Annotated in this window: 17 protein-coding genes; 2 read left to right on the forward strand and 15 right to left on the reverse strand. The window is 40.4% G+C overall.

Features of this window, described 5'->3' with window-relative positions:
* Positions 1-5: 5 nt before the first annotated feature.
* Complete coding sequence (locus PHEP_RS16650) at positions 6-2,171, forward strand: peptidase domain-containing ABC transporter (protein ID WP_015809150.1); 2,166 nt, start codon at positions 6-8, stop codon at positions 2,169-2,171.
* 268 nt (positions 2,172-2,439) lie between these two features.
* Here PHEP_RS16650 and PHEP_RS16655 read toward each other — a convergent pair whose 3' ends face one another.
* Both PHEP_RS16655 and chrA read right to left on the reverse strand, forming a co-directional pair.
* Entirely contained in the window at positions 2,440-3,003 is a 564-nt protein-coding gene (locus PHEP_RS16655) for a thioredoxin family protein (RefSeq protein WP_015809151.1), read from the reverse strand.
* An 80-nt stretch (positions 3,004-3,083) separates the two neighbouring features.
* On the reverse strand, positions 3,084-4,409 hold the full coding sequence (chrA, locus tag PHEP_RS16660; protein ID WP_015809152.1) for a chromate efflux transporter: 1,326 nt from the start codon (positions 4,407-4,409) through the stop codon (positions 3,084-3,086).
* Positions 4,410-4,683: 274 nt separating this feature from the next.
* On the opposite strand from chrA, the gene PHEP_RS16665 reads away from it, so the two are divergent.
* Complete coding sequence (locus tag PHEP_RS16665; protein WP_015809153.1) at positions 4,684-5,109, forward strand: SRPBCC family protein; 426 nt, start codon at positions 4,684-4,686, stop codon at positions 5,107-5,109.
* 3 nt (positions 5,110-5,112) lie between these two features.
* Here PHEP_RS16665 and PHEP_RS16670 read toward each other — a convergent pair whose 3' ends face one another.
* From PHEP_RS16670 to PHEP_RS16730, 13 genes are all read right to left on the reverse strand, one after another.
* Complete coding sequence (locus tag PHEP_RS16670) at positions 5,113-5,958, reverse strand: hypothetical protein (protein WP_015809154.1); 846 nt, start codon at positions 5,956-5,958, stop codon at positions 5,113-5,115.
* A 3-nt stretch (positions 5,959-5,961) separates the two neighbouring features.
* Positions 5,962-6,336 carry a GntR family transcriptional regulator gene (locus PHEP_RS16675; RefSeq protein WP_015809155.1) on the reverse strand — a complete coding sequence of 125 codons (375 nt, stop codon included), beginning with the start codon at positions 6,334-6,336 and terminating at the stop codon, positions 5,962-5,964.
* 17 nt (positions 6,337-6,353) lie between these two features.
* Complete coding sequence (locus PHEP_RS16680) at positions 6,354-7,178, reverse strand: hypothetical protein (RefSeq protein WP_015809156.1); 825 nt, start codon at positions 7,176-7,178, stop codon at positions 6,354-6,356.
* An 11-nt stretch (positions 7,179-7,189) separates the two neighbouring features.
* Entirely contained in the window at positions 7,190-8,017 is an 828-nt protein-coding gene (locus PHEP_RS16685; RefSeq protein WP_015809157.1) for an ABC transporter ATP-binding protein, read from the reverse strand.
* 114 nt (positions 8,018-8,131) lie between these two features.
* Positions 8,132-9,175, reverse strand: coding sequence for an NAD(P)-dependent alcohol dehydrogenase (locus PHEP_RS16690; protein ID WP_015809158.1), 1,044 nt, complete (start codon positions 9,173-9,175; stop codon positions 8,132-8,134).
* A 67-nt stretch (positions 9,176-9,242) separates the two neighbouring features.
* Positions 9,243-9,860, reverse strand: coding sequence for a GNAT family N-acetyltransferase (locus PHEP_RS16695; RefSeq protein ID WP_015809159.1), 618 nt, complete (start codon positions 9,858-9,860; stop codon positions 9,243-9,245).
* A gap of 27 nt (positions 9,861-9,887) precedes the next feature.
* Entirely contained in the window at positions 9,888-11,159 is a 1,272-nt protein-coding gene (locus PHEP_RS16700; protein WP_015809160.1) for a glycoside hydrolase family 99 protein, read from the reverse strand.
* Between the two features lie 23 nt (positions 11,160-11,182).
* Positions 11,183-12,439, reverse strand: coding sequence for a purple acid phosphatase family protein (locus PHEP_RS16705; RefSeq protein WP_015809161.1), 1,257 nt, complete (start codon positions 12,437-12,439; stop codon positions 11,183-11,185).
* 17 nt (positions 12,440-12,456) lie between these two features.
* Positions 12,457-14,643, reverse strand: a complete 2,187-nt coding sequence (locus PHEP_RS16710; RefSeq protein WP_015809162.1) for a GH92 family glycosyl hydrolase — start codon at positions 14,641-14,643, stop codon at positions 12,457-12,459.
* A gap of 57 nt (positions 14,644-14,700) precedes the next feature.
* Positions 14,701-16,347, reverse strand: a complete 1,647-nt coding sequence (pafA, locus tag PHEP_RS16715; RefSeq protein ID WP_015809163.1) for an alkaline phosphatase PafA — start codon at positions 16,345-16,347, stop codon at positions 14,701-14,703.
* Between the two features lie 53 nt (positions 16,348-16,400).
* Positions 16,401-17,468 (reverse strand): glycoside hydrolase family 99-like domain-containing protein, encoded by a 1,068-nt coding sequence (locus PHEP_RS16720; RefSeq protein WP_015809164.1) that lies wholly within the window; start codon positions 17,466-17,468, stop codon positions 16,401-16,403.
* 14 nt (positions 17,469-17,482) lie between these two features.
* Positions 17,483-19,093: a SusD/RagB family nutrient-binding outer membrane lipoprotein gene (locus tag PHEP_RS16725; protein WP_015809165.1), complete on the reverse strand. Its 1,611-nt coding sequence runs from the start codon at positions 19,091-19,093 to the stop codon at positions 17,483-17,485.
* Between the two features lie 9 nt (positions 19,094-19,102).
* Positions 19,103-22,234 (reverse strand): SusC/RagA family TonB-linked outer membrane protein, encoded by a 3,132-nt coding sequence (locus tag PHEP_RS16730; protein ID WP_015809166.1) that lies wholly within the window; start codon positions 22,232-22,234, stop codon positions 19,103-19,105.
* Positions 22,235-22,343: the final 109 nt, after the last annotated feature.

Below are 22,343 nucleotides of genomic sequence, written 5' to 3' on the forward strand. Positions count from 1 at the left end.
AGGTCATGAGCATCAAAGTAAAACAACGCGACATCACAGATTGCGGCGCAGCCTGCCTGGCCTCTGTTGCGGCACATTACAAATTAGACCTGCCCGTTGCACGCATCCGGCAGCTGGCCGGAACTGATAAAAAAGGCACTACCGTTTTGGGCATAGTAGAAGCAGCCCAAAAGCTGGGATTTGAAGCCAAGGGTGTTAAAGGACCTTTCGAAAGCCTCTTCAAAATACCCACACCCGCTATTGCCCATATCCTTGTAGGTACCATACTGCAGCACTATGTAGTCATTTATAAGGTAAACAAAAAATTTATTGAGGTGATGGACCCAATAGACGGGCAGCTGCAGCGCAAAAGCCATGAAGAATTTAAAGGCGAATGGACAGGTGCGCTTGTACTGCTGCTACCTGCAGAAGAATTCCAGGCAGGAAATGAAAAAATATCCATACAGGGTCGCTTCTGGAACCTCATCAAGCCACATAAGAACATTTTGATACAAGCCCTGTTTGGCGCTATTGTATATACCATACTGGGGCTTTCTACCTCGGTCTTTGTACAAAAACTTGTCGATTTTGTCCTGGTAGACAGCAACCGGAACCTACTGAACATGATGGGTATAGCCATGCTCCTCATCCTGCTGGTACAACTCTTTATCGGCACTGCAAAAACCATTTTTACGTTAAAAACCGGACAAATGATTGATGCCCAGCTCATCCTTAGCTATTATAAACACCTGCTTAAACTTCCCCAGCAGTTTTTTGATACCATGCGTGTAGGCGAGATCATTTCGCGCATCAATGATGCGGTAAAGATCAGGACCTTTTTAAATGATGTCAGCATCAATTTCCTGGTCAACCTGTTCATCGTTTTTTTCTCTTTTGTGATGATGTTCACGTATTATTGGAAACTGGCTCTTATCATGCTTTCCGTAATCCCGGTATACCTGGTGGTCTATGTACTAACCAATAAGCTTAATAAAAAAGCACAAAGGAAACTGATGGAAGACTCCGCCGAGCTGGAATCACAATTGGTAGAAAGTTTAAATGCCATAGGCACCATCAAACGCTTCGGACTGGAGAACCACGCCAATGAAAAAACAGAGAGCCGGTTTGTAAAACTGTTGCATACAGGTTACAGTTCCAACCTCAACTCCGTATTTTCAGGCACCTCTGCTGAACTCATCTCCCGCCTGCTTACCATTGTGCTACTCTGGATAGGTGCCGGTTTTGTACTCGACAACATGCTTACTCCTGGCGAACTGCTCTCCTTTTACACACTGATCGGTTATTTTACAGGCCCTATATCTGCGCTCATAGGCATGAACAAAACCTTACAGGATGCCATTATTGCATCAGACAGGTTATTCGAGATCATGGATCTGGAACGCGAAAACGATGAAAACCAGATTGAACTGAGCCCGGAACAAATAGGTGACATCCGCTTTGAGCAGGTATCTTTCCGTTATGGAACCAGGATAAATGTATTTGAAGATCTCAATTTAAGCATCCCAAAAGGTAAGTTTACAGCCATTGTTGGCGAAAGTGGTTCGGGCAAATCCACGCTAATGGCCATCCTTCAAAATATTTACCCCATACAAAAAGGTAACATCAGCATCGGGAAATATGATTTGAAGTATATCCGCACAGCATCATTACGACAAATCATAGCTGTAGTACCGCAAAAAATAGATCTTTTTGCAGGTAATGTGGTCGATAATATTGCCATAGGTGATCATGAACCCGATATGCAGCGTATCCTTGATATTGCAGAGCAATTGGGTATCCTCGATTTTATAGAAACCCTGCCCAGGGGATTTCAAACCTATCTGGGCGAGAACGGCACCACTCTTTCAGGCGGACAAAGGCAACGCATTGCCATTGCCAGGGCCTTATACCGGCAACCTGAAATCCTGATCCTCGACGAGGCCACCTCATCCCTCGATTCTGCTTCCGAACAATATGTTCAGAAGGCAATCAACCTGTTAAAGACCTGTAATAAAACTGTAATTGTAATTGCCCACCGTTTGAGTACCTTAAACCACGCCGATAAGATTATAGTGCTCGACAAAGGTAAAGTACTCGAGGAAGGTACACATAAGGAATTGTTGTACAAAGCAGATTCTGCATATGCTAATCTCTGGAAACTACAAATGCCACAATTGCTGGTTAAAAACTGAGAATTGTTTCAATTATGACGAAGAATAACCATTCACATAAAAATTCCGGCAGTTGGCGTAATATATACACAGGTTAGCGTAATAGAATTGGCTTAACCCTTCCTTTTAAATACGTTTACAGAATAGGATTCATTTCCCCTCCTATAAAGACTTGACAATGGACTTTTTCAAGCACCTCATGTATTTCAAGCATTCCTTGTATACACAAAACCCTTAAATTACCTCTATGCCCTGCAAACGCGGGGCATTCCTTTTTTCAGCTTTAATGTTATCCGGTTACCTTACCCAGAACCTCCAGCAATTCCCGCTGAAAACTTTTACCTTTATCCTGGTTGTACCACTTTTGGAGTTCTGTTTTAATCGTTCCAAAATCGGCATGCGCTGCTGTTAAATTATTGTATATAGCCTGGCACTCCAGGGGTCTTGGACCCCAGGTCAGCAAATCATTTCCCGCTTCGTCCCTGATGATCAGTTTAGGAATGGCCTTACTACCATTTGTCAGGTATTGCTCAATTAAGAAAGGTTCACTATCTCTCAACTGATAAGAAACACTGATTAAATTGTTGAGTTGTGTTAGTTTATGAATAAACGGAACTGTATGAGCGGCGTCCCCGCACCAAGGTTCAGTAATAACAATCCATTGCCGGGCATTCCTTATGGCAGCTATCGTTTCTGCCAGAACAGCATCCACTACTCCTGTCTTTAACCAGCGTTGCTGGCGTGTCCAGTTCAATTTGGTATAATCCAGATAGTCTATATTGTTGTAGGGTGCAGCGGCGTTTGGATCTGATAAAATCTCCTGAAAATAATCCTGATATTGTTGAAAGTCCATAAACTCAAATTTAAAATATAAGCATACAAATCTGGCTATAACTTCTGTTCTTTTGGTCTACAGAATGCCATAAAAATAAACTAAGCAAGCCAATAATAACACAAGCCGTAACACATACTCATTAATATCAGATATACTACGTTAAGCCTAAACCTGAACAGCAAAGCCACTGATACCAACATCCAGGCCAGTGCAACCAAATCCAATTTATCTAATACAAAGCCATCAGGAAACAGCACTTCCTTACCCAAAAAAAGCGTCAGATTAAGAATCACTCCTACAACAGCTGCTGTTACAAAACCTAGTACATCCTTAACAACTGCATTACCCCTGCTTCTTTCCAGCACAGCCCCCCCTACAAAAATAAAAAGGAACGAAGGCAGGAAGGTATAGAAAGCAGTGGCTACAAGCCCAATACTTCCCATTAGCAAAGATCCAGAAAAATGATTGTATCCAGCCATAAAGCCCACATAACACACTACAATAATCAGCGGCCCGGGTGTAGTTTCGGCCAGTGCAAAACCATCCACCATCTGCGATTTGCTTAACCAGTTGAACCTCGAAACACTAAACTGTGCTACATAAGGTAAAACAGTATATGATCCGCCAATTGTAAACAGCGCCGTCTGGGTAAAGAACAATACCAATCCCCTCCAGAAAGAAAAATCAGGACTCCATATGTAAAAAGCAGTTAGCGGCACTATCCAGAACAGCACAAACAGCCCGGTTTGTTTAATCAGCAATTTGGCGCTAAAATCTTTTCCCAAGCCCGGCGAATTCTTATTGATATAATAGTCGCCCTCATCCAGATGATCATCAACCTGTTCAGCAGCAGCCTTGTACATTAAACCTGGCCATATTGCTCTGAACAACAAAGCAAAAATAATGGCACCCAGAATAATATAGGGCATAGGCACATTAAAAAAGAAAATACAGGCAAAAGCCAATGCCGCCAAAATATAATGCAGAGAAATGTGCAGGGCCTTTCGGCCAACATTCCATACCGCATGAAGGATAATGGCCACAACAGCCGGTTTTAAACCAGCAAAAATAGCATTCATCCATAACTGGTTACCATAAGTTACATAAACCAGGCTCAGCCCCAATAAGATAAACATCGATGGAAGAATAAAAAAGATACCGGCCAGTATTCCGCCCTTTTTTCCATGTAACTGCCAGCCAATATAAATGGCCAGTTGCTGCGCTTCAGGTCCGGGTAAAAGCATACACAAACTCAATGCATGGAAAAACCTGCTGCCAGAAATCCATTTCTTCTTCTCAACCAGGAAATCATGCATAATGTGCACATGCCCAAGCGTACCGCCAAAACTGATCCAGCCCAGTTTAAACCAGAATTTTAGGGCTTCTTTAAAAGATGGTTTGACTACGGAAATATCTTTATTCATTCAGGGGTTATATCAGGTTTAACCTATCCTTATCTTAACCCATAACCACGGCTATCCGGGAAGAAAAATGCAATTCAACTGAGTATTTAAACCTCCCCAAAGATACGAAAAACAGTCCGGCAAAACTACCACAATCTCACATTGCGGCCGCGAAATCCCCTAAAACAAACTTACAGGCAACAACCCTGATAAATGAATGCTAAAAAATAAAAACAGTTTTGTAAAACATTGGTTTTATTGTAAATAACTCCTGATAAACAAAAATCATATATACATGAAAGCTGATCCATTTTTAATAGAACGAACTTTTAATGCTCCGGTAGGCAAAGTATGGGAAGCCATAACAGATACCCAAAAAATGAAACAATGGTATTTTGATATTGAGGCCTTTAAACCCGAACCAGGTTTTAAATTTCAGTTTCTGGCTGGCGACGATAAGAAAAAGTACCTGCATATATGTAAAGTGACAGAAGTAGAGGAAGGCAAAAAATTAACCTATTCCTGGAGCTATGATAATTATCAGGGACAGTCATGGGTTTGCTTTGAATTGTTTGGTGCCGGTACAGGTACGCGCATAAAACTAACCCATACCGGTCTCGACAGCTTCCCTAAAGATGACCCGGCATTTTCAAAGGAAAGCTTTGCCGCCGGCTGGACGCAGATCATTGGCATAAATCTGAAAAAATTTGTAGAACAATAAGGGCTATCGGTACATCTGGTTGATATTGACAGCCGGCATCTCAACGCTGGTCGAATCAGAAAACCTGCCGGCACATTGGTCAATCTTCATATTGTATACTTTAACTTTCGCTTTTCCAAGTGTGTTCAATGTCAGGTGTTTAATCACCTTATCCGTTTTTTCGCCATATCCTCCGTTCAGTTCAATTTCGGAAGTTCCTGCAGCATAAATGGAAAGCTGATCAAATGAACTCATATCACTTTTAACATTGGTATTTTTAAGGTTTAAAATAACTGATTTAGTACCCGTCTCCCTGAAGCTGATCTGCTGAACATCGGCAGTACGGATGTTAAGCTTTCCGATCTTTGTATCCGGATCAAAATGGGCTGAGCCGGTATGGCTCAGGTTCAAGGCTAAAGAGTCTGTATTTGCATTTAAGTTTATCCCTTTCCCGTTCAGTACATTTAGTTCTTTAATATCAGGACCGTAAACAGCAATCCGGGTATAATTGTCATGCTTCTTACCCGTAGCTTTTACCACAATCTGCAACTGACCATTTCCGTCAACCAGAGCCGTAATCAATCCTTTCATATCGTCAGGAAACTTAACCCCCGATTTTTCATCCTTTACCAGTTTAACCACCAGGTGCAGCTGATTTCCACCATCAATGGTAACCGATTTAAAAGGACTATTCACTGGTATAGAAGCAACATTTTCAGGAATAACACCAAAAGTATCCATTGCTCCTTTTTGCATTGCCGACTGGTCATCTTTTTCATAATATACCCCAGATACAATGGCTATACCTAATATAGGGATCAGCAAGAGTGCCAATGCGAAAGCGATCAATAATTTATTACTTGTCTTCATTTTTTAAGGATTAAAAGTTTCTTTGATAAAAGCGATATATCGTGTCTGCAATTCATCAAAATCTATATTCAACAAATAAAGATTTCTAAAAAAAATGGGTAGTTCATCATCAACAAACTGGGTTTTACGATAGTTTTTCACATGGGCAAGGGCATCCTCCGCCACAAAAAAACCAATGCCTCTTTTGTTACTGATGATATTTTTACTTTGCAGCAATTCATAGGTCCGCATTACCGTGTTGGGGTTCACCTCGAGTTCTACGGCCAGCTCCCTTACCGAAGGGAGCTTCTGATCAGTATTCCACTTTTGCAATAAAATGTGTTCACAAACGTATTCTGCTATTTGAAGGTATATCGCCTTATTGTCTCTAAATTCCATATCGATACCAATTAAAATTAAACCTCTTTTTCTTTAAGGCGCACATAGGCTATTCCCCAAAATATAAACGTAAATACCAGCAGCAATAATAAAAGCATCCATTCAATCGTGTCTTTACCTGGGTTATTAAAAAAAGATCCGGAATCCCCAACATGCCTTCTGTTCCTGGTTAAATATTCGCCCGTATTTACAATGATAAATGTCCATATACCTGCAAAAACCATTACCGAAAGGGCTGTCTTGATGTAATGGAACTTGTTAAAATAAACTGAACCCAATAAAAATATGCTGGTAAAGAAAAATGGAAAAACATATAAAGGCAGAAATCGATTTATCTTATTGTGCGCAAAGAAATAAGCCAGGTTGTCCTTTACAACGGTTACTGTACCATGGGCGTCCGTATAGGATGAAGTTTCAACAGAATGGGATATATTTCGCAATTTTGTAATAAAGATCAAATCCGTAAGGCAAAAAAGCACAGTAAAACTAATTGTAGTAAGTACTCCTGTAAAAAATACTCCGGCAACAAATTTTTCAAAGGTAGAAGCAGGAATCAGCAGATCGATAATGGTTTTGGATTTTTGCCCCAGGTGCGCAAAATAATTGCTGGCTACAGCAGTAATAAACAAAAATCCGAAGATCATAAATAGCGGTTCCCTGAAAACAAGATTTCTGGACGACACCGGACTGAGCCCCATAAACACCCTCCAGAAAGCAATCAGATAGCCCAGCAGGATCACCCCAAAAGCAACGGACAGCGTAACGAGGTAGATTTTCCCGAATTCCAGCCATTTTCTTTTAAGCAATAGCCCAAAACGCTCTATATTAAATGTATTGTTCATGTTTATCTGATTTAGTTAAAAGCTATTTTTATTTTAGTTTTCTCTGCCAGTACTGCATTAAAAAGGAGCTCCATATCCAGCTTACTCTCTTCTTTATGGTAATTTGGCATCAGGGCATTGTACCCCGAAAGCGAAGGTTCGGCATAGATCACCGTTTCATCCAGTTCTTTGATCCGTTTAAAACAAAGTTTATCAGTAATTTCTTCTACCGATGCCTTTAAAGCAATACTGCTTTCATCAAGCATGATCACTGTATCGATCAGGTTGTCCAGATCCCTAACCTGATGCGTAGAAATAATAATGCAGCGGTCTTCCGTAAGTGCGGCGGCCATAATTTTACGAAACTGCGCTTTAGAGGGGATGTCGAGACCATTGGTGGGTTCATCCATAATGATCAGTTGTGCCTGTGTAGCCAGGCCAAAAGCAATGATCAGCTTTTTCTTTTGTCCGTAACTCATATTAACGAGTTTCTGGGCTACAGGAATGTCAAATTCGGCCAGCAGTTCTTTAAAATAGCTATGGTTAAAATTGGGATAAAAGGCTGCATTCGCTTTTACATAAGCATCAATCTTTACCGATGGCAGATCAAACTCTTCAGGGATAAAACAGACCTGCTTCAGCAAAGCCGGTTGCCGTTTAGCAGGGTCAAAACCCATCACATCAATTTTTCCGCTCAGGGCATATACCAGGCCGGCCATATTTTTCAATAAACTGGATTTGCCTGCACCATTTTTGCCCAGCAATCCGTAAATATGACCGGCACTTAGCTGCATGCTTAGTTTTTTGAAGAGCAGCTGTTGTTTGTTATATCCAAAATCCAGATCGGTAATCTTTATCATATACTACTGTATTAGTTAAATAATACACTAAAGTATAAGGTAATAATGAGACCTCCAAATTATTTGGATAAAATTTTTAATGATATTTGTTTTAAGCGTTTTCTTTTACCAGCTTTATAAGGTGGCCATATCAATTACAAAACGATAACGCACGTCACCTTTTACCATACGGTCGTAGGCGGATTGAATGTCTTTGATATCAATCATTTCAATATCGGAAACAATATTGTGTTCAGCACAGAAATCCAGCATTTCCTGAGTTTCGGCAATACCTCCAATACCTGATCCTGCTAAGCTTTTACGTCCACCAAGTAAACTAAATGCTGCTACTTGTGCCGGCTCCGGCGGAACGCCAACACAGATCATTGTGCCATTTGTTCTCAGCAAAGAAAGGTAAAGGTTAAAATCATGTGGTGCAGATACCGTATCCAGAATGAAGTCGAACGAACCTCTCGCTGCTTTTAACTGAGCTGCATCTGTAGTAACCACAAAATTGTGGGCGCCCAGTTTTTTTGCATCAGCTTCTTTTGCAGGTGATGTACTCAATACAGTTACTTCTGCACCAAAGGCTACACCAAATTTAACAGCCATGTGCCCCAAACCACCCAGGCCCAATACGGCAAGTTTATGACCTTTGCCTACTTTCCAGTACCGTAACGGTGAATAGGTGGTAATGCCTGCACAAAGCAGCGGTGCTACCGCAGCCAGATCCAGTTTATCAGAAATATGCAGTACAAATTCTTCTCTAACTACAATCGTATTGGAATATCCACCATAGGTAGGCATAGAGCCATCACGCTCCATTCCGTTATAGGTCTGGGTATTACCCTCCAGGCAATACTGCTCCAGGTCCTGCTTGCAATTCTCGCAAACCTGACAAGAATCAACCATACAGCCTGTACCGGCCAGGTCGCCTACCTTAAATTTAGTTACATGATCGCCTACCTTAACTACACGGCCTACAATCTCATGTCCGGGTACCATTGGAAATATTCCCGGAAACCAGTCGTTTTTAATCTGGTGCAGATCAGAATGGCAAACGCCACAATACAATATATCAAACTGCACATCATGGGCGCCTACCTCACGACGGTTAAAAGTCCAGGGTGCCAATGGTGTATTTTCATCCTGTGCTGCGTATCCTTTAGTCTCTATCATCTTTATAAAATTTATAATTGTCTATACAAATGTAAATGATAAAGAAGAAATCTGTATAACGGTCAGGTCATGATTTTAACCTGCTTACCAGTTTATTTTTAACTGCAGGCCATTCAGCCGAAATGATAGAGAAACGTGCCGTATCCCTTATCGTATGGTCCACACCAAGCCGTTCTGCACGTAAAACACCTTCAAATTTCCCACCGATGCGCTCAATTGCTGCGCGCGACCGTTCGTTACGTACATCTGTTTGAAAACAGACCCGCAATGCTTTCCAGTTTTCAAAGGCATTGGTCAGCAACAACAGTTTACATTCTGTATTTACCGGTGTTCTTATCGCAGCTTCGGTTAACCAGGTATGCCCTATTTCACAAACGTCGGGCGTTTCTTTTCCATAAAACACAGCATTTTCGGGCCATGCCCAATGTTGTATGTTCCAGTACCTTGTCGATCCTTTTACTTTTCCATCTGCTATACCTACAATAGCATAGGGCAACATCGTGCCTGCTTCCTTTCCGGCAAGTGCAACTTCAATATATTTGTGCATTGCTGCTATCCCCTGCGGAACAAATGTCCACTTAAACAAGGATGGGTTGTATGCCGCAGCTTCAGCAAGGCCTGCGGCATGGGCATATGCCAGGGGTTCCAGCTTAACATGATTGCCAATTAATACAGTATGTTCCATACCTGTAAATTTAGGAAAGTTCCGCTATCAATAGGTTCTATATGGCATAGGTTTTTGAAAGGGAATTTCCTTTTTCAACATACCGGCAGCCTGCCCCGTTAACCATAAATAATGATCCGACGGTATCTCTTTTTCGTAAGGGACAAATTTACTGGCTCCAACAGGGGTATCGTGCCCAACTTTAAAAATAGCAGTTGCCTCATCTATTTCATCAAACATGGCCACATAAATCATCTCACATCCAATTTCTAAAGCACCCGATAATTGCTTCCAAAAAAAACTCCCTTTATTCCTTGGAATGGCGTCAAAGGGATCATTGGGGCGCATATTTTTCCAGCTGAAACCTGGATAAACTACAGGTACATAGTCCAGTTTATTTTGCTTACACCAGGCCATATCTGTTTTAATACGTTCCTGAAATTGCGGATAGGTCTCTTCATTATACCTACCTACAAACCAGGGATGCACAATATCTGCTCTCTTTATCGTCTGGTGGAGTTGGGGATCACTTTGCGTATCAAACTTTAATTCTCTCCACCAGGTAGGTACACCAAGAAGTAAGGAACAACTTCCATATACCGGGTCGCTTTTAAAAAATGTAATTAACTTATCTATTTCAGACAGTCCATATTTTCTTCCATCATTAAAGCCAACACCCCATATGGCCACTAAAGGCTTATTATTGTGAAATAAATAATTGTCATTTAAATCTTTATTGTTTAATTTATACGTATCCACTAAACTTTTCCAATCGGCAATCACCTTTGTATAATCTGATGCATTCATCCCGGATAAATCATACATTACAGCTAAAGCCCTGTCGTATTTTTTAGCTGCATTTACTGCAGATTGAAATACTTTCTGATAATGTTTGTTTCCTTTTTCATCTTTTAACGTCGTCACAAAGCGCTGCATGAAAACCCCATCTATACCATAGTCCCTCATCCATCTAAAATGCAGGTCCACAGTACTCTCATCATATGAACTAAAAACATACGCAGCTCCCCCGTTGGCATATGTAAAAGATGTTTTATACTTTGCAGTGTAGTCTGTAACATCTGGCCACATATCAATTTTACAGTTACCCGGTTCAAACCTGTTGTCCCTGTTTTTATAATGGTTCCAACCCCTGTCTGCTCCGTCACCATCGGCATTAAACCAACCCTGATAACCTGCCATCACCAAACCTTTATAGCTCATGTATTTACGGGTTTTAGATTGGTTTTGTTTACCAACAGAACGGCAATTCATACTCAATAACAATGCAGGGCATAAAAACGCCAATAATATTTTCTTCATACTAACTTTCTAATAAATGAAACTTATTTTATGATTTTAAAGTGATCAATCATTAACCCTTCGGTATTAAACACCTCATAACTGAGCTGATTATTTTCTATGGTCATTACGGCATAGGTATACATCTTTTCACTGGGTGTAAATACCATAGAAGGCATATCTGTACCACCAATCCCCTGCAAAGAACCTCCGGCCGATCCATTGGTAATGTAAACTGTCCCCTCAGGCTTTTGATAGATATGTTTATCTGCCGATTTAAAAATCTGGTCGTTCTTAATGGCAGTATGGCGTTCGTACACATGACGATGTCCGGTTAAGCAAAGGTCTATGCTATATTTATCAATAAGAGGGGTCACATTTTTTTGCCATTGTGGTACTAAACTCACCCCATAGGCGTACATGGGATAATGTGCATACAGAATAATCCATTCAATTCTTTTATTTTTTCTGGCCTTTGTAAGGTCATCATTTAGCCAGTTATATTCCGGAGAACCCTTTTCATATAACAACTTATCTACTTTGGCCGCTCCTTGTGCATATCCAGAATTGATAGCTACAAAATGGATGTTCCCATAGTCATAAGAATAATTGATATAATCTCCCGGAAGATTAAATAAATCATAATAGATCGGAAAAGGTTTTTGGAAAGAGGTGTCCTGGTTTGCGTTTACCACGTCATGATTACCGGTTACAGGCATAAACGGTATCTGTGCATTAAGTGGCTGTGTAGTATTTAGAAAAGCATCCCAACTTTTAACTACAGATCCATTTTCTACAACATCACCCATGTGCGCAATTAAATTGAATTTATGTTGCGCCATTTTCTGAACTATTTTGCTGGTTTCTTCAAAATCAAGGTTACCCTTGTTATTTTGGGTATCGCCCCAAACCCCAACTACATATTTACCTCTTTTACCGATTTTAGGTGCGGTTTTAAAAGAATAAACAGCACTCCAGCCCTCCAAATCAGAACCACACTGGTAGTAATAAGTCGTCCCGTCCCGTAAATTACTTAACTCAGCCTTATAAATATAGGCGCCTTTTAAACCACTTTTTGCATTTACCAAAGCAGTGGCCAGGTTGTTCAGCTGATCACTTTTAAGCCCATATCTAACCATTTTATTATTTGGCATTTTGCTGTTCCAGGTAATGGCCATGGTATGGCTGGTATTTGTTTCGTGTTGCCCTGTCCAGCTCAGGTGTATATTTTTAGGCTGTGCAAAAGCACCGGCAGAAAAAAATACGCTCAGCATAATTAAGATCAATCCAGATGGTTTCATATCTTCTTATTAAGTTCTTACTTTGTTTTACCCCATTGTTTATTTGGTGTTTCCCCCATTACCAATTCTAAATTCCCACCTTTCAGGATATCAGCATGATTAAACGAGTGCTTATCCCAATTTACACCATTTAACTTTGCACTTTGAATATATTTTGCTGTAGATGAATTGTTCCTGGCTACAACGGTAAATGTTTTACCATTTTTAAGCTTCAAACTTATTTTATTAAACACGGGGCTGCCAATATGGTAAACAGGTATACCAGGTGTAACCGGATAAAAGCCCATCATAGAAAACACCACAAAGGCACTCATTCCTCCCCCGTCTTCATCTCCCGGAATACTAAATAAATTGTCTGTGAACCAGGTATCCATTAACATGCGTATACGTTTCTGGGTTTTCCAGGGAGAGCCCAGGTCATTATAAAGATAAGGGATATGGAAGCTTGGTTCATTTCCCATTACAAACTGGCCAACTAAACCAGTTGCATCAGGAAACGTATTCCAAAGTACATATTTACTTCTGCCAAGATCTTCTCTAAAAAGATTATCTAATTTATTTTCTGCAGCTTGTTTGCCGCCCATCAATTTAAACAAACCCTCCAGATCATGCTTTACGTCCCAGTTATAGGTATAAGCATTATTTTCAGTAAAATATTCTCTTCCACCCTGACCGCCTGAAAATTTAGGATCAAATGGTTCTATCCATTGCCCTTTATCGTCCTTGGGCCACATAAAACCTTTACTTTCACGAAAAACATTTTTATAGTTCTCAGCCTTGGCCAAAAACAGTTTACTATCTGCAGCTTTACCAAGCGTACCTGCCAGCTTTGAAATGCACCAGTCATCATAGCTTTGCTGTAAAGTAACCGCAACAGATTGTCTTTTTTCAAAATCATGAACTTCATTTACGCTTTCTTTTTCGCCCGGTCTTAAAGCTGGGAAATACCCTTTTTCGGCATAAAAAGAATCAAGGCCTATTGCCGGACCATTTCTCCAGGGTAAAAGTGTTGCTTCTAAAGAATTTTTCTTCAAACCTGCATAAGCTTTTTCCACATTAAAATTACGTATTCCCTTAAACCAGGCATCGGTAATCCATGCTGCTGCATGATTTCCGGTCATACATGGATTGTCGCCAAAAACCAATGCAAAAGAAGGCATCCAACCAGATTGTTCGTACATATTCACATAGGATGAAATCATATCAGCCTGCCTATCCGGATTCAGGATCATATGCAAAGGCTGATGGGCCAGGTAAGAATCCCATATCCAGTTGTCTACATAAAAAGGTCTCGAATCTGAATGGACTTTGTGATCATATGCACTATAATAACGGCCATACTCATTGATGTTGACCATACGTTCATAAGTACGGTACAAGGCCGTATAAAAAGAGCGTTTGTAGGCAAGTGTCCCTCCTTCTACCGTAATCTGGTTTAAAGCCTCTTCCCATACCTGTTTAGCTGTTGATTTAACTTTTTCAAAACCCCAGTTTGGGATTTCTTTCTCTAAATTAATCTTTGCCTGTTCTACGCTGATATATGAAATGCCATAGCGAAACTCAACACCATGAGAATTGCCCACTTTAAGAAAAAGGTTCTTATTCCCGGTTCCATCTTTATATTTTGATTCAGTAACATCTGCATTTAACTCCCCATAGAAATAAGCTTTCATGCCCTGAAAATCTTCTGAGCCACTAAGGATCCGCTTACCGGAAACTTTCAATTCTCCTGTTTCATTTACAACACCCAATCTTAGCCAATTGGCAGATGCTGATGGAAATTTAAACCTGTAATATCCGCTCCTTTCCGAAGGAGAAAATTCTACCTTTATACCCGATTCTTCTAAAACAGCCGTATAGTAATGTGGTGCTGTTTTTTCCAGATCGTAAGTAAAACGCTGCTTCCAGCTTTTCTCATTCACTACTCCATTATATGGCATAAGGGCAAATACATTCCCAATCCGGTGAGAATACATATTGAGGGGGAAATAACTGATCTGATCATCAAGCTGATCTTTGCGTACCGGATAAACCCTGACCATGCTATTGGGCAGGTGCATTGTTGGCCTTGTAGGCTCAAGGATATGCCCTACCGCCCCAATGGTCGGATCAACGTATTGCAGATTACTGGTTACTTCCTGCGCTTTCAGCCTGCTTTGTGAAAGCAACAGACATAAGAGCATTAACTTTATACTATTCTTCATAAACTATGATGTGGTTTTATTTTAAATCAAAGCGCGTTGCTATTTCATCAGGCAAACTCAATTGTCTTTTTTCAATACTTCGTTAATGGCATAACCAATACAGCCGTTCGGCATTTGGATCCTAAGCAATGCAGCCAGTGTAGCAGAAATATCTGTCATATTTGTTTGTCTGTTTGTACGTCCCTGACTGATGCCCCAGCCCATCCAAACCAGGGGAATGTGGGAGTCATAAGGGTTCCACGCACTGTGCGAGGTACCGGTACGTCCTGTTGAAAAAACTGCGGGATCCAGGATAAGCTGTATCCCCCCTGAGCGATGTGCATTATGCCCATTTATAATCCTTCTTTTTATTTCCTCAGGCACGCTGGCATCCCCCACTTTATCCAGATCTACAACAAAAGCGATTTCTTTCTGAGTTTTTAAATAGGCAACGCACACTTTTCTGATGGCCTCTTCATTAAGCTTATTGGATTTGATCACATTATAGTTAAAATGGACCTGGGCATTCATCATACTCAATACAATGTCTTTCACTTTAAAAACATCTTCCAGGGCCTGGTTCATTTCGCGTTGCACCTTACTGCCAGACCAGTTGGAAGAAGGTAATTTATTATCGTTACTAAACTTAACATTATGGGCAGCTCCATGATCAGCACTTAAAAACAAGGTATAATTCCCTTTCCCTACCTTAGCATCCAAATACGTCAAAAATTCAGCAATGTCTTTGTCCAATCTTAAATAGGTATCTTCAGTCTCTATGGCATTTACGCCAAATTTATGCCCTACATAATCAGGTGGCGAAATGCTTATGGCCAGCATATCGGTAAATTCACCCTGTCCCAAATACTCATTGTCTATAGTTGCTTTTGCCAGGTCCAGGGTAAATGTGCTTCCATAAGGGGTAGAACGGAGTATGTCATACCCTTTACTCATCATCTGAGAAGTTTTTATAGGAAATGTAGGTGTATTTTGTCCATCAAATAAACCTTCATAAGGGGTGTCATCTTTAGTACTCTGTGTATAAGTTTTAATGTCATACAAGGTATTCCAATCCTCGCTTAGGTATTTTGCAGGTAGTTTCTTTTCATTAAACTTTTTCAGCCAGGCAGGCAGATCATTCATATAATAGGTGCTTGTAATCCAGTTTCCTGATCCTGAATCAAACCAATAGGCTGCATCGGCACTGTGGCCAGCAGGTAAAATACCGCCCCTGTCTTTCAATGCAATACCAATTACTTTAGATTTAAAATTTGTAGCCAGTTTCAATTCATCTCCAATGGTATTGGCCAGTAAATTTCTTGGCGACATCTTGCCGGACTTAGATTTACTACCCACGGTTTCGACCGTTGAATCGCCTGCGCAGTAAACGGTTTTACCTGTAGCATTGATGATAAAGTCATTACCCGCAATACCATGTATTGCAGGAACCGAGCCAGTATAAATGGTACTATGGCCTATACCAGTTACGGTAGGTACATAGTCGATAAAAGTATTTTCACATGAAAACCCTTCGTTAAGCAAGCGCTTGAACCCATTTTGCTGATAGCGCTCGTAATATCTATACAAATAATCCCAACGCATCTGGTCTACTACCAGCCCCACTACCAGCTTAGGGCGGGGCAATTTATTTGAACTTTTATTTTGAGCTATACTGGATAAGGAACTGACAAAAAATATCCACAATAATAATTTCCTGATTCGCATGTGATTTGGTTAAGTAAAAAATTTAGTTGAAATGTTTAGTTGTTCAAGGTGCATTACTGCACCTTGAATTCTCTTCTGGTAATCCCCAGAAACTGTTTGTTAAACTTTTTAGAAGGTTCAAGCGCTGTCCCTTTAGAAAAATCATTCCAGGAATTGATAATTACCATCTGATTTGTGCCCATATTACGTTTGGCCACATTGGTATAATCCACATAATTTTTTTCTGTTCTCTCTATAATCCGCTGTGTTGCAGCACTAGGTTCATTATAACCCGGAAATATGCAGGGCACATATTCCACATTTAGTTTATCCAGTGAAGTTTTCCAGTTTTGCCAGCTCAGGTCAACATAACTGTAAAATCCATACCACCTGTCATAATCTGGCGTATTCCAGGTATTCAAAACAATTGCATCCATAGCTGCAAGGGCAGTCTGATCAAAATTAACCGGGGCCGTCCATCCTGTCGATAATTCTCCGATAAAATAAGGATTAATGCCCAATGCAGTAAATTCTGTTCTTAACGATGCCATGACCATTTTATAATCTATACTGGTCAGGGCTGATGATGAAAGATTAAGTGGGGTAATTAAGATTACAGGACGTCCACCAATTTTATAATAGTAATCCTTGCTGATATGCTGCGTAACCAAGGTTTTAAACTCATTAACCATAGTCTGCAGCTTTGTACCTGTTAATGGGGCGGCATTTGTAGCATTAAGATGTGCAGTATTGAAACCAATAACCATCTTTACGTTCTGATTCGTTCTTCTTGATGCAAATGCACTTAACAGCGAATTATCTGTAGCCGCTGCATTCCATTTAAAGATCAGGTAATCTACGCCTGCCTCGTCTGCCCAGTTAAGTTGCTGAGGGAATACAGCAGCATCTGTAACTGCATTATAAGATTTGCCCCCAACCGGCACCACCAATGAGGTATCTGAATGCGCTTTATTCCAATCCGTTGCTGTATAATTAAAATAATATGCACCTACCTTAGCATCTGATGTAAGTTTAATTGCCGGAATGTCATAGATATACTTATCCTTATCTATTAACACAGGATCTTTTTTACATGATGCCAATACAATTATGCATAATGCAATATTTATAATTTTTTTCATAATCTTCTATTTAATTATTGGGGCAAAAATGGATTTTTCTTAACTGGAAGGGCAAACCACAATTTAGTTTTTAATGCATCTGCAGCACCTAACCAAGGTATGGCTCTATTAATTTCAGCAGTATTCACCTGGTATTCAATACCAGGGTAATTTAACCGTTGCGGGATATAGGCATAGCCTACAGTTCCCCCTTCGCCACCATCAGGGTTAAAATGCGGAGGAAACTCTAAAACCTGGCTTCTTCTGATCAGTGTCCATGCATCCATTGCATTGTAAAAACCCGCCAGCCAATTCTGCATCACAATTTGTTTGTACGGATCTATCCTGGTAATTGCACTGGTAGTCAGCCCAAGGTAATCTGCAAATTCTGCCTTCCTCCCTGTAGTATCTACTACCGAATTCAGTTTAATACCTGGTTGGTTTAAATAATTGGTAATGGCCTGCAGTGGAATACCATACTTGGTCATCGAAGCTGTAACCCCTTCATTATAATACTGTTCGGCGGTTTTAATCCCTCCCCAGCCTTTTAATTTGGCTTCAGCTTTTAAAAAGCAGGTTTCTTCATAAGAAAGAAATACATATTCGGCATCAGGCTTGGTAAAGTAACTCCCAATCTGCGAATAATCCAGCTGTCCCAACGGAGAATGCGGATTACCCCCGGGTATATTAACCCCTAATGGCAATTGAGTGCTTTTTGGCTGCCCCCAATATCTACCCGAATAAGGGCCCTGGGCTGCTGGTTTGGCATATACCGGTAGTCTTGGGTCCTGATAAGGCAGCATGTATTGAACCAAAGATTCACTGATCACATTTAAACTTGAAGCATTCGCGCCAGCCTGCAAAACATTATACTCATATAAATAACTCCAGATTCCGGAGGTTGTACCCCAGAAAGCCCTCGCGGTTTCTGTAGCAGCGACAATGGTATTCGATTCGTTAGACAGCAGCTCGGCAATCACCTCTTTCGCCCTGGATTCTGATACATTCGATATTTGTATCGCAAGTCGCAGCCTCAACGCGTTTGCAAATTTCTTCCATTTCAACAAATCACCACCAAACACCGCATCAGCATTCCCCTTATAGGTATCTCCCTGAAGGTCTATAGCAGCCGAAGCATCTTTTAAGTCATTCAGCAGTGCTATATAAATATCTTCCTCTTTGTCGTAAGCAACGTAAGCATCTCCATTTAGTGCTTTCGTTTTAGGAACACTACCCCATACAGCTACAATATTAGAATAGATATAGGCCTCAAAAATTTTGGCAATGGCCACCCGGTTTTGATACCCCGGATCATCCGCATAATTAACCTGGATCTGGTGTACAGGCTGAAGACAGGAAATATAAGCACTACTCCAGTAACTATTTACAGCCGAGGCGAACGTATAATACCTTTGAAGTTGGCCACCTCCAACAGATACATAATTGGAATAATGTGACAGGGCCTCACGACGCATCTGTCCACCAAAAAGGTTCATCGTATTCAGCACCGAAGTATTCAGTAGGTATTCCGGATCTACATTTTCAGGATTGTTGGTATTGATATTGGCTTTTTCCAACTCCTTTTTGCAGGATATAAGTACTATCGCAAAAGATAGTATGCATAATAATTTATATATATATTTCATGAGTATAGTTTAAAAAGTCAACCTTAGATCTAATCCATAAGTAGTAAAAGGTGGTAAAGAACCATATTCTATACCTTGTCCATTCCCCGAGGTTACACTTGATTCAGGGTCAATGCCTTTGGGTGCCTTTTTATAAATAGTCCATAAATTTCTGCCTGACAAAGAAATCCGGGCATTAGAAACTTTTAGTTTTTTAAAGAATGGGCTGGTAAGGTTATAACTGATTACGGTCTCTCTTAATTTCACAAAAGAAGCATCAAAGATTTGGAGCTCATCCAGATTAGAAAACCCGTTTGACTGGGGGGTAATATACTTATTGTTGGGAGTACCGTCTTCAAAATAAGCATCCTTATAAATAAAACCAGCCGTTAAGTTAGCTGCACTTTCACCGTAAATATAGCTGTGTAAATAATAATCCTCACGCCCTTCAAGTGTGTTGCTGATAGCACCTGAAATATATGACCGCCTATACGTACCAGAATAAAAACTACCACCTTTACGTATATCTATCAAAAAGCTCAAACCAAAATTTTGATAACGCAGGGAATTCCCAAATCCTCCGGTCCAGTCTGGCATAGCATTACCTAAAACCAAATTACCTTGTGCTATCGGAAGTCCACTTGCTGCCACCAGTTTGCGACCCTGTTCATCACGCTGCCAGCCAGCTCCTCTTATTACACTATAAGGTTGGTCTACCTCCGCAAAAACCAGTAATCTGCCAAACCAGGAGTTTAGCTGAAAACTATTCACACCATCAACTAAGCTTTTTACCTTCGAATTGTTCTGTCCATAATTTGCAAACATGTTCCACTCCAGTTTTTTGCTTTTTAATGGGGTTCCAGACAAGGTAAACTCAGTTCCCCAATTCTGAATTTCACCGGCATTATAATATTTTCTATTGTAGCCGCTTGTTGGAGTTATCTGAGCTGTCAGGATCTGATTGGTAGTTGATGTTTTATAATGGGTTGCTCCAAACGTCAACCTGTCTTTTAAAAATCTAAGATCTATACCAAATTCCAAAGAGGCTGTCTTTTCAGGTTTCAAATCTGGGTTAAAAAACGTTGAGGCCAGTGCAGCATAGGCCTGACCATTATAAATCCCATTAAAAGAATAAGTAGGGGCAAGTTGATAAGGACTGGTATCATTACCCACAATGGCATACGAAGCCCTTACTTTTCCAAATGACAATATACTTTTTGGAATATCTTTAAATGCATCAGTAAAAACAAAGGAACCCCCAATTGATGGATAGAAATAAGAATTATTCGCCTTAGGCAACGTTGACGACCAGTCATTTCTTGCCGTTACATCCATAAAAAGATAGCTGTTATATCCAAAAGACATAGAACCATATACCGAATTGATGATCTTTTTTGAGGCAAACTGCGTTACGGCAGGAAATTCTCCCGTGTTGGAAAGATTGATCAATCCTGCCTGGATAAGCGAATTGATGCGCTGTTCATTCTTTTTATTTGAGGTTTGAAAACGTCCGGTCCCTACAAATGAATTTACAGAAAGCTTTCCAAACTTATTATTTGCAAACAAAACCAGGTCGGCATTTGTACTTTGCAGGCTATTGTTTATGGTACTCATACTACCATTAGGACTGCTTTGCGCCCCTTTATTGTTAAAGGTATAACCATCCACCCAATACATTTCGGTTCCCACCTTTGCGGTTAGCCTTAACCATCCGTTTATTCTGGCATTCACATTAAACGCGCCTAAAAGTTGATTTTTGGTGTCTTCATTGGGATTTTCATTGATGGCCCAATAGGGATTAAGGAAATCCGTATGGGTATTGATCTCATTACCGTACTGGTCTTTATAATTTTTAAATTCCGACAACTGGTCATCACGAACCATATAGGCATATTGATAAACCGGGTTTTTGGAACTTCCGTTCATATATTGTCTGTTCGTTACTTTATTATTAATAAAAGTAACCTTAGAATCCATATCAAGCCATTTTGTAAATTTATTGAGCACCCTGATATTGGCGTTGTGTCTGATGTTATCGTTGATGTTCTTTACTACACTTCCACCGGTATAATTGGTATAAGAAAACCTGTAATTATTTTCTGCATTGCCCCCATCTATGGCCAAAGAATTGGTAAGCATTGCCGCGGTGCTATAAAAATCCCTTACGTTATCTGGTTGCGCCAGATATGCCTTTGGCGAACCATTTACACTGATAACCGGCTGACCCAAAAATGGTGCTCCCCAACTCCTGTTAAATACATTTAAGCTGGGTATTCTATCCGGGTTACTGGTAGATCCGGAGCCATCAAGTTTAAAACTATTTCCTGCACCAAACATATTCTGATAGTCAGGAAATTCAGTGATCCGCTGAAATGTTGAATTGGAGTTAAACGTTACCTTAAACTTTGTTCCGGCAGATTTTTTAGTGGTGATCAGAATTGCCCCGTTAGCCGCCCTCGACCCATACAATGCAGCAGCATTTGGTCCTTTCAGCACTTCTATATTTTCAATATCCTCAGGGTTAATGTTCCCTGCAATATTGCCATAATCCAAATTGTTATTTCCAGATGTGGTTACCTTGGTATCTCCGGTCTCGTTATCCACCGGTATCCCATCAATAACAAATAAAGGCTGATTATTCCCAGTGATCGAGTTGTTACCCCGGATAATTATTCTTGCAGACCCTGTATTACTGGAAGCAGGTGTAACCTGAACTCCTGCAATCCTCCCCGAAAGTGAAGAAACAATATTTGTAGTGGGTGCCTGGGTCAATGTAGATACATCCATACTTTGTCTGGAATAACTCAAAGCTTTGGCTTCCCTTTTTATGCCTAAAGCCGTCACCACCACACTTTGCAGTTCCCTGCTTTCTTCAGAGAGCTGAACATTTACAACCGTACGTCCGTTTATTGTCTCCGTCTGGGACGTCATTCCAATATAAGAGAAAGTCAATTGCTTAGTATTGTTAGCAACTTTTATGGAATAATCACCAGTTGAAGTGGTTACCGCATTAAATCTTTGCCCATCTGTCATTGCGCTTACCCCAACTCCAGGTATGGGTTCCCCTCTTACATCCGTAACTTTTCCCGTAATCTGCTGCTGGGCGCATACATACATAGGAAAAAGAAAAAATAGCATTAATAAGTACTTGTTTGCTTTCATACAATTTCGTTTAATTGGTTATTTGGAAGGTTAGGTTTGTTGGTTAGAGCGAAGAAAGGATTAAATCATTAATAAAACATTAATAAAGCCTTAATATGGCATCCGATGC

This window comes from Pedobacter heparinus DSM 2366 (genome assembly GCF_000023825.1).
In the GTDB taxonomy this organism is placed as follows: domain Bacteria; phylum Bacteroidota; class Bacteroidia; order Sphingobacteriales; family Sphingobacteriaceae; genus Pedobacter; species Pedobacter heparinus.